Source organism: Rhodococcus sp. LW-XY12, assembly GCF_019317345.1.
Lineage (GTDB): Bacteria > Actinomycetota > Actinomycetes > Mycobacteriales > Mycobacteriaceae > Rhodococcus > Rhodococcus pyridinivorans.
This window is the reverse complement of record NZ_CP079225.1, coordinates 2,911,198-2,923,900: the sequence shown is the minus strand read 5'-3', so window position 1 is coordinate 2,923,900 and position 12,703 is coordinate 2,911,198. Positions and strand designations below refer to the sequence as shown.

The window sequence follows — 12,703 nt, the reverse complement described above, 5'->3', positions numbered from 1 at the left end:
CCGCTGCTCAGGTGAGCAGCCACTCCCGCTTGGCCTCGCCGTCCCAGCGCCGCACTCCTGCACTCGATCCGGTCAGCTGCCGCTCCGGCGTCTGCGCCGCCAGGACCGCGGTACCGATGCGCGCGGCCGGCACCCGCCGTGCGAGGGTGACGTGCGGCGTCCACTCGCCCGGCCGGATGTGTGCGGGGATGCCGGGGCATTCCGAGAGCACTTCGAACACCCGCGCCTGGAGTTCGAGCAGTTCGATCGACGGCACGACCGTGCGGGCGAGCGTCGCGTACCGGCCACCGAATATCACCACGCCACCGAGCCGAAGGGTGATCCGCCGGACCGTGATGGTGGCCCGCAGCGCGTCCTCGAGTTCGTCCGGCAGGGCATGGGCGACGAACAGCGTCACGTGCGGACGGTTGGATTCGGAACGGACGCGTCCCTGACTGTGCAGGCCGGCGTCGAGCAGCCGGGTCCACTCGTCGCGCACCGCCGTGTCGAGCGGGGCGTCGAGGAGGAGTTCCACCGACTGGACCACGGTAGGCAATGATGACCGGGTGACCGACGACACCGCAACGCTTCAGACCCATCGCATCGGACTTCTCGAGGGGGACGGCATCGGTCCCGAGATCGTGCCGGCGACCCGCAGGATCGTCGACACCGCCGTCGCGGCAGCCGGGGTCGCGGTCGACTGGGTGCCGCTGCCCGTCGGTGCCTCCGCGATCGAGACGCACGGCAGCCCGCTGCCGCAGGTCACCCTCGACACCCTCGCCGAGGTCGACGCGTGGATCCTCGGCCCGCACGACAGCGCCTCGTACCCACCCGAGTTCCGGGGTCAGCTCACTCCGGGCGGTCGGATCCGCAAGCACTTCGACCTGTACGCGAACATCCGGCCGGCGTGCGCACTGCCGGGAGCGGCGTCGGTGTCACCGAAGATGGATCTCGTCGTCGTCCGGGAGAACACCGAGGGTTTCTACGCCGACCGGAACATGGCCGTCGGCAGCGGCGAGTTCATGCCCACACCCGACATCGCACTCGCGGTCGGAGTGATCACCCGCGCCGCCTGTGAACGCATCGCGCACACCGCCTTCGACCTCGCGTCGCGTCGCCGCAAGCGCGTGACCATCGTGCACAAGGCCAACGTGCTCGCCAGCACGACCGGCCTGTTCCGGGACGTGTGCCAGGAAGTGGGTCGTCTCTACCCGAGCGTCACTGTCGACGACCAGCACGTCGACGCGATGGCCGCGCTGCTCGTCCGCCGCGGCGCCGAGTTCGACGTGATCGTGACGGAGAACATGTTCGGCGACATCCTGTCCGACCTCGCCGCCGAACTGTCCGGCTCGCTCGGTACCGCGGCGTCGATCAACGCGTCGCGCACCAAGGCCATGGCCCAGGCCGCGCACGGCGCCGCACCCGACATCGCCGGGCAGGGCCGCGCCAACCCGATCGCGCTGATCCTCTCCGCCGCCATGCTTCTCGACCGTGTCGGTGCACGCGCGGACATCGAATTCTCCGCGGCCGCCCGCGCCATCGAGGACGCCGTGCGCGCGACCGTCTCGGCGGGTGTCGCGACCGCCGACCTCGGTGGCACCGCGTCGACGGACGAGTTCACCGCCGCCGTCATCGCCCGCCTCGAAGCCTGAGCTTCGGGTTTGCATTCGGACCCCTCACTGGTTGGATACTGTGCGACTGTGAATCGAGCAGTGCACACCCGCCGCGTGACCTCGTGGGGGCGTCGTCATGTCCGGACCCTGAGCAGGCTGGCGGCGGGAGCGGCGGTGCTTGCCTTCGCGACCGGGTGCGTGGTGAACAGCGAATCGACCGTGCCGCCCGGCGACCGAGTCACCGTCGAGAAGGTCGACGCCATCGCGAGGCAGTTGCCGCCCGACATCGCCGACGGCGGCACCCTCGAGGTCGGGGTGAACGTCCCGTACGCCCCCAACGAGTTCAAGGACGACGACGGCACCATCGTCGGCTTCGGCGTCGAACTCGTCCACGCCCTCGGCGACGTCCTCGGACTCGAGGCGGTGCTCAACGAAGCCGACTTCGACCGGATCATCCCGGCCGTCCAGGCGGGCACCTTCGAGATGGGCTCGTCGTCGTTCACCGACACGAAGGAACGCGAGGAATCGGTCGACTTCGTCACCTACTACAGCGCCGGAGTGCAGTGGGCGCAGCGCACCGGCGAATCCGTCGACCCCGACAACGCGTGCGGACTGCGGGTGGCGGTACAGACCACCACCATCGAGGACCTCGAGGAGGTCCCCGCGAAGAGCGAGGAATGCGTCGCCCGCGGGCTGCCGCCCATCGACAAGGTCAAGTACGACAGCCAGGACGAGGCTGCCAATGCCCTCATCCTCGGCCGGGTGGACGCACTGTCCGCCGACTCGCCGGTCACGGCGTACGTCATCGCCCGCAGCGAGGAACGACTCAAACCGGCCGGTGAGGTCTTCGACGCCGCGCCCTACGGATTCGTCGTCGCGAAGGGGTCGCCGTTCGGTCCCGTACTGCAGCAGGCAGTGCAGTACCTCATCGATTCCGGTGCGTACGACGAGATCACCGCGCGCTGGGGCATGGAGGACGGCGCGATCACCGCCTCGCAGATCAACGGCGCGACGAGCTGAGAAAGGGAACCATGAGCGAGTCCACGTCCGCGAGATCCGCGGAACCGCGACCGGACGACCCGGAGCCGATACGCGCAGTACCCCTGCGACATCCCGGACGATGGATCTCCGGCGCGATCGTCCTGATCGCACTCGGGTTGTTCGCCTGGGGAGCGGCCACCAACGAGGCCTACCGCTGGGACATCTACGCCCGGTACCTGTTCGACGCCCGCATCACCGCAGCCGCGTGGAAGACCGTGCAGCTGACGGTGCTCGCCATGGCCATCGCCGTCGTCCTCGGCGTGGTGCTCGCGGTGATGCGTCTGTCCCCGAATCCCGTGCTGCGTTCCGTCGCGTGGCTGTACCTGTGGGTCTTCCGCGGTACCCCGGTGTACGTCCAACTCGTGCTGTGGGGACTGTTTCCGTCGATCTACAAGCAGATCGACCTCGGGATCCCGTTCGTCCACCAGTTCGTCCACATCGACGTGCAGGGTCTGAACGCGGCGTTCCTGTTCGCCGTCATCGGCCTGGCACTCAACGAGGCGGCCTACATGGCGGAGATCGTGCGCGCCGGCATCACCTCCGTGCCCGAGGGGCAGCTGGAGGCGTCCACGGCGCTCGGCATGTCGTGGTCGCAGACCATCCGCCGCACCGTCCTGCCGCAGGCGATGCGGGTCATCATCCCGCCGACCGGCAACGAGCTGATCAGCATGCTCAAGACCACCTCGCTGGTCGCCGCGGTGCCCTACAGCCTCGAGCTGTACGGCCGTGCCCGCGACATCTCGGGTGCGAACTTCCAGCCGATCCCGCTGCTGCTCGTCGCCGCGACCTGGTACCTGGCGATCACCAGCCTGCTCATGATCGGCCAGTACTACCTCGAGCGGCACTACTCGAAGGGCCTGAGCCGGCAGCTCACGGCCCGTCAGCTGCAGGCACTCGCCGACGCACAGAACGTACCGGTCGCCGAGGCCGGCAAGCCGACGCCGAAGCCCGGCGCACCGGGGGAGGAACACATATGACGTTCGTCGAGACGCCGATGGTGCGGGCCGACCGGGTCTGCAAGAGTTTCGGCGCCGTCAAGGTGCTCAAGGGCATCTCGCTCGAGGTGGGGCGCGGCCAGGTGACCTGCCTGATCGGTCCGTCCGGATCCGGCAAGTCGACCTTCCTGCGGTGCATCAACCACCTCGAACGCGTCGACGCCGGTCGCCTGTACGTCGACGGCGATCTCGTCGGTTACGCCGAACGGGGTTCGAGACTGTACGAACTGCACCCGCGGGCCGCCGCGAAGCAGCGCCGCGACATCGGCATGGTGTTCCAGCACTTCAACCTGTTCCCGCACCGCACCGTGCTCGAGAACATCATCGAGGCGCCGATCCTCGTGAAGAAGCTCAAGCGTGACGAGGCGGTGGAGAAGGCCCGGGACCTGCTCGCGCGGGTCGGGCTGGCCGACAAGGTCGACGCCTATCCCGCGCAGCTCTCGGGCGGCCAGCAGCAGCGCGTCGCGATCGCCCGCGCGCTCGCCATGGATCCCAAGCTCATGCTGTTCGACGAGCCCACCTCGGCCCTCGACCCCGAACTCGTCGGCGAGGTGCTCGCGGTGATGCGCGATCTCGCCGACGGCGGCATGACGATGGTCGTCGTCACGCACGAGATGGGCTTCGCGCGGGAGGTCGCCGATCAGCTCGTGTTCATGGACAGCGGCGTGGTCGTCGAGGCCGGTGATCCCCGCCAGGTGCTGGCCGACCCGAAGGAGAGCCGGACCCGGGAGTTCCTGTCCCGGCTGCTGTGAGTCGGGATCAGGTGGGTTTGCGGCTGCAGAAGATGGCGGTGCCCGGGAAGATCGAACCGCGCAGCGGGCTCCACTGTCCCCACTCGCGGTCGAGATGCTCGGGCCACTCGGGTTCGACGATGTCGTAGACCTCGAGGCCGGCGGCGACGAGTTCGCGCACCCGGTCGCCCACGGTGCGGTGGTGCTCGGCGTAGGTCGCCCGGCCCGTCGCGTCCACCTCGACGTAGGGGGTCCGGTCGAAATACGGGAACATCGCGACCAGGCCCTGTTCGCCCGGATCGTCGGGGAAGATCCACCGCATCGGGTGGTTCACGGAGAACACCCACCGTCCGCCGGGTCGCAGCACCCGCGCCACTTCGCGCATCACCCGGGCGGAATCGGCGACGAAGGGCACCGCGCCGAACGCCGAGCACACGATGTCGAAGCTTCCGTCGGCGAACGGCAGGTTCTCGGCGCCGGCCTGTACGAGCGGAACCGTCGGGCCGGAACCGGTCATCGCCGCGCGTCCGCGCTGCAGCATCCCCATGGAGATGTCCAGCCCGACTGCCCGGGCACCCTGCCCGGCGATCCAGCGGGCGCACGGCGCCGAACCGCACCCGAGTTCGAGGACGTCGCGTCCGGCAACCGGGCCGAGCAACTGCACATCGCCCTCGTGCAGGCCCTCCGGGCACCACACGAACTCCCCGGCGGCCGAGTCCACGCCCAGGAACTCGCCGTGCGTGCGGTGGTAGTCGTCGGTGTCGGCGTCCCACCAGACCCGGTTCGCGCGTTCGCTCTCGAGGGAGCCGAGGCGGGTCCGGGTGGGTCGGGTCTCGCCGAGGATCGTCTCGGCGTCCGCGTGCCGCGCGGCCTCGTCGTCGGTTCCCTCCGGGACGCCCGAAAGGTCTGGAAAAGGGGGGTTCGCGGAGCCCGGCATGGGTGTGAGCCTATCGGGTGCGGGGGAGCGGTCCCGATATCGGTTTGCCCGGGTCCCCTCGAAGCGCGTAGCCTGGTGATCGCGAGTGTCCGCAGTTCGGCCCCAGGCTCGAACGAGGAACTCGCCGTGACTCGCACATCGCCGTATCGCAGTGGGTGTTTCACGTGCCCGACCGAATTTGACCAACCGACTATCAACCCGTCCGGAGCAACTCAACACATGGCCTCCACCACCGTCACCTCGCCGCAGGTAGCCGTCAACGACATCGGCTCCGCCGAGGATTTCCTCGCCGCCATCGACGCCACGATCAAGTACTTCAACGATGGCGACATCGTCGAGGGCACCATCGTCAAGGTCGACCGCGACGAGGTGCTGCTCGACATCGGTTACAAGACCGAAGGCGTCATCCCGTCCCGCGAGCTCTCCATCAAGCACGATGTCGACCCCAACGAGGTCGTGTCGGTGGGCGATGAGGTCGAGGCTCTTGTTCTCACCAAGGAGGACAAGGAAGGCCGTCTGATCCTGTCCAAGAAGCGTGCTCAGTACGAGCGCGCCTGGGGCACGATCGAGGAGCTCAAGGAGAAGGACGAGGCCGTCAAGGGCACCGTCATCGAGGTCGTCAAGGGCGGCCTGATCCTCGACATCGGCCTGCGTGGCTTCCTGCCCGCGTCGCTCGTCGAGATGCGACGCGTCCGCGACCTCCAGCCTTACGTCGGCAAGGAGATCGAGGCCAAGATCATCGAGCTCGACAAGAACCGCAACAACGTGGTCCTGTCGCGCCGCGCATGGCTCGAGCAGACCCAGTCCGAGGTTCGCAGCGAGTTCCTGCACCAGCTCCAGAAGGGCCAGGTCCGCAAGGGCGTCGTGTCCTCCATCGTCAATTTCGGCGCCTTCGTCGATCTCGGCGGTGTCGACGGCCTCGTGCACGTCTCCGAGCTGTCCTGGAAGCACATCGATCACCCGTCCGAGGTCGTCGAGGTCGGCACCGAGGTCACCGTCGAGGTTCTCGACGTCGATCTCGACCGCGAGCGCGTCTCCCTGTCGCTCAAGGCGACGCAGGAAGATCCGTGGCGCCAGTTCGCCCGCACCCACGCGATCGGTCAGATCGTGCCGGGTAAGGTCACCAAGCTCGTTCCGTTCGGCGCGTTCGTCCGCGTCGAGGAGGGCATCGAGGGCCTCGTCCACATCTCCGAGCTGGCCGAGCGCCACGTCGAGGTCCCGGACCAGGTCGTTGCTGTCGGCGACGACGCGATGGTCAAGGTCATCGACATCGACCTCGAGCGTCGTCGTATCTCGCTGTCGCTGAAGCAGGCGAACGAGGACTACACGGCCGAGTTCGACCCGTCGAAGTACGGCATGGCCGACAGCTACGACGAGCAGGGCAACTACATCTTCCCCGAGGGCTTCGATCCCGAGACCAACGAATGGCTCGAGGGCTACGAGAAGCAGCGTGAGGAGTGGGAGTCCCGCTACGCGGAGGCCGAGCGTCGCCACAAGATGCACACCGCTCAGATCGAGAAGATGGCTGCCGACGAGGCCGCCGAGGCTGCGGCCGGCGTGTCCGGTAGCAACTACTCCTCCGAGTCGGGTGCCGAGGCGGCTCCGGAGACCACCGGTGGATCGCTCGCGAGCGACGCCCAGCTCGCCGCTCTGCGCGAGAAGCTGTCGGGTAACGCCTGATACAGCGCTTCGACGGACGACCCCGCACTGTTCGGTGCGGGGTCGTCCCCGCGTTCCGGGGGGTCATTGTTGCTGTGGCACAAGGGCTCCCGGGCCGCAACGGGACCGGCCCCCTCCGAATCGGAGGGGGCCGGTCTTCGTGTGTCGTCGATAGCAGGTGCTCAACTCACGGCGAGCTCATCCCACGGCGGGAGTGGCCCACTGCGCGGGTAGGGCCGTCGCTCGCTTGCGCATCGCGGCGTGGCTGTGGCGCGCGTTCGTCAGCAGCGCGGTGAACCAGTTCCGCCGGTGCTCGGCGAGGGCGGCAGCGACCTCGGGGATGAGGATGCAGTGAACACCGTTTTCCATGCCGAGGCGATGCCGACCTGTGGTTGAGGTGGAGGATCGCATGGCCTGCCTTCTCGAATGCTCCGGACGAGCCGGGACGGATGCTTCGCAACGACGATATCGGACAGTCGGTCGAATTCTCCGCATTTACCCCAGGTAGAAGGGGGTGTGTCCAGTTTCCGAGCGGCGTTGCGACCGCCTCGTGACCCCGCCGTGATCGATGTGTGATCCCCGGCGCCCCTCCGAGGGGAGACGTCGACGGTTCTCTCGGCCGTCCAAGAAGTACACCCGGTTCGTCCCAAGCGACGCGGCGCACCGTGTCCGAGGTCCACACACCTCGACACGGAAGGATTCTCGATGACCACACCGACCCCCGCGAGAAGTACCGCGACGAAACGGATCACGCTGCTGGTGGTGTGCGTGACGACGGCGATGCTCATGCTCGACATCGCCGTCGTCAACACCGCACTGCCGTCGATCGCCGTCGACCTCGACGCGGGCGTCAGTTCACTGCAGTGGGTGATCGACGCCTACACCCTCGCCCTGGCCACAGCCGTCCTCGGCGCCGGGTCGTGGGCCGATCGTCGCGGCCGCCGCCAAGTGTTCGTCGTCGGCCTCGTCTGGTTCACGGGCGCCTCGCTCCTGTGCGCCCTCGCACCGACGATCTGGGTCCTCGATCTCGCCCGGGCAGTGCAAGGCATCGGTGGGGCGGTCCTGTTCGCCTGCTCGCTCGCCCTCCTCGCCGACGTCTTCGACCGGGGGCCGGCACGGGCGTCGGCCCTGGCCGCCTACGGCGCGACCATCGGCGGCGCCTTCGCGGTCGGTCCGCTCGTCGGAGGTCTGCTCACCGAACTGCTGGACTGGCGCGCGATCTTCTTCGTCAACGTGCCGATCGGTCTCGTGACCCTGCTCCTGTCCCTGCGCTGGGTGCCCGAATCGCGGGATCCCCGCCCGCGCGGCGCCGATGTGCCGGGGCAGTTCCTGGCCGCGGTGGGACTGGCGGCGCTCGTGTTCGCCGTGCTGCGCGGCCACGAGATCGGGTGGTCCGATGCCCAGCCGGTGCTCGCGTTCGTCGTCGCTGCCGGTGCCCTCGTCGCCTTCGTCGTGCACGAGATGCGCACCGCCGAACCGATGTTGCCGCCACATCTGCTCGCCAACCGGGCCTTCGCCGGAGCGCAGGTCGCGGCCTTCGCCATCTCGGCGTCGTTGTTCGCGGTGTTCGTCTACACCACCCTGTACCTGCAGAACGTCCTGCTGTTGTCGCCGGTGCAGGCGGGGTTGGTGTACCTGCCCGCGACCGTCGCCATGTTCGTCGTCGCCGGTACGACGGCGAAACTCGATCGTGTCGTCCCCGCGTGGGTCTCGTTGTCGTGCTCGCTGGCGCTCGTCGCCGTCGGGTTGCTCATGATGACGGTCGCCGAGGCGGACAGCTCGAAGTATGTCCTGCTGCCGGGACTCGTGGTGGCCTGCGCGGCCGCGGGTGTCTTCAACCCGGTGATGAGCGGGATCGTCCTCGGGGAGAGCACCGCGGATCATTCCGGTCTCGCGGCCGGTATCAACGACGCGTTCCGTCAGACCGGCATCGCCGTCGGCGTCGCGGTGCTCGGGGTGTTCCTGCCCGCCGAGTCGCTGCTGCCCGGCGGGTCACCGCAGGACTTCGTGGCCGGCCTGCAGGGGGCGCTCGTGGCGGCGGCGGTCGTCGCGGCCCTCGGAGCGGTGGTGTGTGTGGCCTGCCTGCGCACCCGGCGGCAGACCGTACCTGCGTTCGGGGACACCGAGGGCGACACGGTCGAATTCCCGGCCGTGACGGGATGAGAAGTCGCCGCGCACCCGGCGAAAACTGTCCTTACACTGCAACGATCGCATAGTTCGGCCGGGGTCGAGGGGGCTCACCACATGATGTACCGACTGCTCGGACCGCTGGAGGTGGTTCGGGTCGCGTCGACGAGTGACCCGGCGGGGCCCTCGTCGGAGTCGCAGGTCGATCTGGGTCCGCGCAAGCAGCGAGCGGTCTTCGCCGTCCTGCTGCTCAACCGGGGGCGGGTGGTCTCCACCGACCGGCTGATCGACGCCCTGTGGCAGGACGACGCGCCCGCCAGCGCGATGGCGAGCATCCAGGCGTACATCTCCAATCTGCGCAGGGTGCTGAGAGGGGAGAGCGGTGCGGCCTCCCCGATCGTGCGCCAACCTCCCGGCTACGTCCTCGACATCCCGGCCGAGTCGGTCGACCTGGCCCGCTTCCTCGACGACGCCGAGGCCGCCCGTCGGCACGCCGAGAACGGGGAATGGGAGCTCGCACTCGACACCGCCGACCGTGCCCTCGACTCGGTGCGGGGGCATCTCCTCGAGGACCTGCGCGACGAACACTGGGTGGAGGTCGCGGCGGCATCCTTCGACGAGGTACGTACCGAATGCCGTGAGACCCGGATCACCGCGCTGCTCGCCCTCGGTCGCCTCGCTCCCGCCCTCGTCGACGCCACCGAACTGTGCAGCGAGTTCCCGTTCCGCGACCGCACCTGCTGGCTGCGCATGCTCGCCCTGCACCGAGCGGGGCGTTCGTCGGAAGCACTCGAACAGTTCCGCGTCCACGAGACGAGACTGGACGCCGAGCTGGGGCTGCGGCCCGGCACCGAACTCACCGACCTGCAGGGCGCGATCCTCCGGCACGAACCGGGACTCGCGGCGTGGCCCCGCACCCCGGGATGGACGGGCGCGGAGGAGGTTCCGGCACCGGCCGCGCCCGCCGTCCCCGCGCCCACCCCGGCGCCGGGCCCCGGACGCATCTTCGTCGGGCGCACCTCCGAGACCGGAACCCTCGACCGCATGCTCGACGAGGTCCGCTCCGGCGCGACCCGGTGGGTCGTCCTCACCGGACCCGCCGGCATCGGCAAGACCCGCCTCGCCGAGGAATGCGACGCCAGGACCGCCGCGATCGGCGGGACCACCGTGTGGGCGCGGTGTCTCGAGGACGACGGAGCGCCCGCCTGGTGGCCGATCCGGCGCATCCTGCGCGAACTCGGCGCCGATGCCGACACCACCCTGATCCCGCCCACCGGAGTGGAATCCGACGAAGCGCGCTTCGCGGTCTACGAGCGGATTCTGGGCGTCGTCGAAACGGCCGCGGCGCAGACTCCCGTGCTCACGATCGTGCTCGACGACATCCAATGGGCCGACCCGACCTCCCTACGTTGCCTGCTGTATCTCGTGGGAGCCCTGCACAAGCGGGGCGTCTGGTTCGTGTGCACACTCCGCGACTCGGAGACGACCCCCACCGTCCAGCGCTTCGTGGACGCCGTGCTGCACGGTGAAGGCAACCGGCACGTCGACGTCCCGGCGCTCGCCGAATCCGAGGTCGCCGCCCTGGCGGGACATGTGAGCGGCGCACCGCTCGACGCCGACGAGGCCCGCCTGCTCGCCGAACGGACCGGCGGTAACCCGCTGTTCGTGTCCGAATACGCACGTCTTCCCCGGGACGAACGCCTCGACGGGGGCATCCCCATGGCGGTCCGCTCGGTCCTCGCGCGGCGGCTCGCCGCGGTGGAACCCGCCGTCCTGCAGGTGCTCCGAGTGGCCGCGGTCGTCGGCGACACCATCGAGATGGACATCCTCGCCGGTGCGACCCGCCTCGATCCCGACACCCTCGCCGACTACCTCGACGACGCCGCCGACGAACGCATCATCGTCGCCGATCCCGGATTGCGGGGGTACGCCTTTGCCCACGGACTGCTCCGCGACGAGGTCCTCGCGGCGATTCCCGCCATCCGCCGCCAACGCATGCACGCACGCGTCGCGGAGGTCCTGGCGGACTCCTCCGACCCGGATCGTGCCGGCAGACGAGCCCGGCACCTCATGGCGGCACTACCGCTCGTCGACCCTCGCATCGTGTTCGACGCCTGCGTCACCGCCGCCCGCGAGGCCACCGAGAGGTGGAACTCGGAGGAGGCGGCACGCTGGTGGGACGATGCCGTCCGGGCCTTCGACCTGCTGCCCGCCGCGGAACGATCCCCGGGCGACCGCGACGATCTGCTCGTCGCGCGCGTCGAGGCACTCGCCCGGGCGGGTCGCGGCCAGACCGTACTCGATGTCGTCGACGCCGGTCTGCTCGACGCGGTCCGCGACGGCCGCACGTCGACGGCCGGGCGCCTGGCTGCAGCGCTGCTGCGCGCGGCCGGCGCGTGGCCGTGGGTGTCCTACGGTAAGGATCCGGGACCGGTCCTCGACCGCCTCGCCGCACTCGAACCGTTCGTCGCGACCGACCGCGCGGCGCATGCCCGGGTGCTCGCGGCGCTCGCCGTGGGCAGTTGCTATCACCCCGATTCGTCCGTCCCCGACGGGATGAGCCGCACCGCGCTGGAGATCGCACGCGAACTCGCCGACCCGGACGTCGTCGCCGACGCGTTGCTGGGCCGCATCCTCCTCTACTCGGGGGTCGCGACACACAGTCACGAATCCGCCCGTCTCACCGACGAACTTCTCGCGCTTCCGCACCAGCAGGCGCGGTTCGACGAGGTGATCGCCCACGCCGTCGCGAGCATGACGCAGATGAACCTCGGGGACGTCGACGCCGCCACGTTCCACGTCCGCCGGGGCATCGCCGGCTGCGACCTGCTGCGTCTGCCTGTGCTGCGCGTACAGCTGCGATGGATGGAGGCGACCCTCGCGGCGTGGCACGGCGACTTCGCCGAGACCCGGCGCCACTACGACACCGCCACACAGTTCCACCTGCAGACCGAGCTGTACACGGCGGGCAGTTCCGATCTCGCCACCAATACCCTCGAGTGGGAGTACGGCACCCTCGCCGACGCGGATCCCGGCACCGTCGAACCGGACTCCTGGAGCATCGCCATCGCCGGCGCCCGCCGGGACACCGCGGCGGTGATCCGCGACATCGAACAGTGGGTAGCCAAGGGAGCACCCTTCACCTGGACGACGCTCGGTCACCGCACACTCATCGCGCGCGTCGTCGCCGACCTCGCCCTCGTCGACTACGCCGAGATGTTCCTCGAGCTCCTCGATCCGTTCACCGATCGCATCGCGACGGTGGGACAGGTCGGGGTGATCGGCTCGGTGGCGGAGGTCTGCGCGCGCCTGCACGCACTGCTCGGACGCACCGACGACGCCGCAGTGCTGCTGGACCGGGCCGAGGACCTCGCGACCCGCACATCGAGCCCACCGACACTGCTGCGGTGCCGTCTGCTGCGCGCCCAACTGCGCCCGGTCTCGCCCGAACGCAGCCGGGACATCGTCGCGATCGCCGACGAAGCCACCCGCACCGGCATGCTCGGCCTCGCCGCCCACGCCCGCTCGATCCCCACCTGACCGGTTCTTGGCGGACACTTGGACGACGCCCCCACGTCGCCGCAAGAAGCCGCCAAGCCGGTCCCGGCACTCTTTCGTCGC

10 protein-coding genes are annotated in these 12,703 nt (G+C 69.3%); 7 read left to right on the top strand and 3 right to left on the bottom strand.

Annotated elements, in window-relative coordinates; all coding sequences use genetic code 11:
- Positions 1 to 7: 7 nt before the first annotated feature.
- Positions 8 to 526 carry a 2'-5' RNA ligase family protein gene (locus KXC42_RS13635; RefSeq protein WP_033097659.1) on the bottom strand — a complete coding sequence of 173 codons (519 nt, stop codon included), beginning with the start codon at positions 524 to 526 and terminating at the stop codon, positions 8 to 10.
- A gap of 19 nt (positions 527 to 545) precedes the next feature.
- On the opposite strand from KXC42_RS13635, the gene KXC42_RS13630 reads away from it, so the two are divergent.
- The 4 genes from KXC42_RS13630 (at position 546) to KXC42_RS13615 (ending at position 4,380) form a co-directional block, all read left to right on the top strand.
- Entirely contained in the window at positions 546 to 1,631 is a 1,086-nt protein-coding gene (locus KXC42_RS13630) for an isocitrate/isopropylmalate dehydrogenase family protein (protein ID WP_219129160.1), read from the top strand.
- 108 nt (positions 1,632 to 1,739) lie between these two features.
- Positions 1,740 to 2,612: an ABC transporter substrate-binding protein gene (locus KXC42_RS13625; RefSeq protein ID WP_219130488.1), complete on the top strand. Its 873-nt coding sequence runs from the start codon at positions 1,740 to 1,742 to the stop codon at positions 2,610 to 2,612.
- Positions 2,613 to 2,623: 11 nt separating this feature from the next.
- Complete coding sequence (locus tag KXC42_RS13620) at positions 2,624 to 3,610, top strand: amino acid ABC transporter permease (RefSeq protein WP_006554006.1); 987 nt, start codon at positions 2,624 to 2,626, stop codon at positions 3,608 to 3,610.
- Positions 3,607 to 4,380 carry an amino acid ABC transporter ATP-binding protein gene (locus tag KXC42_RS13615; RefSeq protein ID WP_306834112.1) on the top strand — a complete coding sequence of 258 codons (774 nt, stop codon included), beginning with the start codon at positions 3,607 to 3,609 and terminating at the stop codon, positions 4,378 to 4,380. The genes KXC42_RS13620 and KXC42_RS13615 overlap by 4 nt, the downstream gene beginning before the upstream one ends.
- Before the next feature lie 7 nt (positions 4,381 to 4,387).
- Here the strand turns inward: KXC42_RS13615 and KXC42_RS13610 are convergent, their stop codons facing one another.
- Complete coding sequence (locus KXC42_RS13610; RefSeq protein ID WP_006554004.1) at positions 4,388 to 5,296, bottom strand: class I SAM-dependent methyltransferase; 909 nt, start codon at positions 5,294 to 5,296, stop codon at positions 4,388 to 4,390.
- 219 nt (positions 5,297 to 5,515) lie between these two features.
- On the opposite strand from KXC42_RS13610, the gene rpsA reads away from it, so the two are divergent.
- Positions 5,516 to 6,976: a 30S ribosomal protein S1 gene (gene rpsA / locus KXC42_RS13605; protein ID WP_006554003.1), complete on the top strand. Its 1,461-nt coding sequence runs from the start codon at positions 5,516 to 5,518 to the stop codon at positions 6,974 to 6,976.
- Positions 6,977 to 7,153: 177 nt separating this feature from the next.
- Here rpsA and KXC42_RS13600 read toward each other — a convergent pair whose 3' ends face one another.
- Positions 7,154 to 7,366, bottom strand: coding sequence for a hypothetical protein (locus KXC42_RS13600; protein WP_016934979.1), 213 nt, complete (start codon positions 7,364 to 7,366; stop codon positions 7,154 to 7,156).
- A gap of 294 nt (positions 7,367 to 7,660) precedes the next feature.
- On the opposite strand from KXC42_RS13600, the gene KXC42_RS13595 reads away from it, so the two are divergent.
- Both KXC42_RS13595 and KXC42_RS13590 read left to right on the top strand, forming a co-directional pair.
- A complete protein-coding gene (locus KXC42_RS13595) occupies positions 7,661 to 9,118 on the top strand; it encodes an MFS transporter (protein ID WP_071935115.1) in 1,458 nt (485 codons plus the stop codon).
- A gap of 81 nt (positions 9,119 to 9,199) precedes the next feature.
- Positions 9,200 to 12,622 (top strand): BTAD domain-containing putative transcriptional regulator, encoded by a 3,423-nt coding sequence (locus KXC42_RS13590; protein WP_219129159.1) that lies wholly within the window; start codon positions 9,200 to 9,202, stop codon positions 12,620 to 12,622.
- Positions 12,623 to 12,703 lie beyond the last annotated feature (81 nt).

What these genes read in the sequence shown, in the direction of transcription:
- KXC42_RS13620 (WP_006554006.1), top strand. Translation starts at nt 2,624, where the DNA reads ATGAGCGAGTCCACGTCCGCGAGATCCGCGGAACCGCGACCGGACGAC.
- rpsA (WP_006554003.1), top strand. Translation starts at nt 5,516, where the DNA reads ATGGCCTCCACCACCGTCACCTCGCCGCAGGTAGCCGTCAACGACATC.
- KXC42_RS13615 (WP_306834112.1), top strand. Translation starts at nt 3,607, where the DNA reads ATGACGTTCGTCGAGACGCCGATGGTGCGGGCCGACCGGGTCTGCAAG.
- KXC42_RS13595 (WP_071935115.1), top strand. Translation starts at nt 7,661, where the DNA reads ATGACCACACCGACCCCCGCGAGAAGTACCGCGACGAAACGGATCACG.
- KXC42_RS13600 (WP_016934979.1), bottom strand. Translation starts at nt 7,366, where the DNA reads ATGCGATCCTCCACCTCAACCACAGGTCGGCATCGCCTCGGCATGGAA.
- KXC42_RS13590 (WP_219129159.1), top strand. Translation starts at nt 9,200, where the DNA reads ATGATGTACCGACTGCTCGGACCGCTGGAGGTGGTTCGGGTCGCGTCG.
- KXC42_RS13610 (WP_006554004.1), bottom strand. Translation starts at nt 5,296, where the DNA reads ATGCCGGGCTCCGCGAACCCCCCTTTTCCAGACCTTTCGGGCGTCCCG.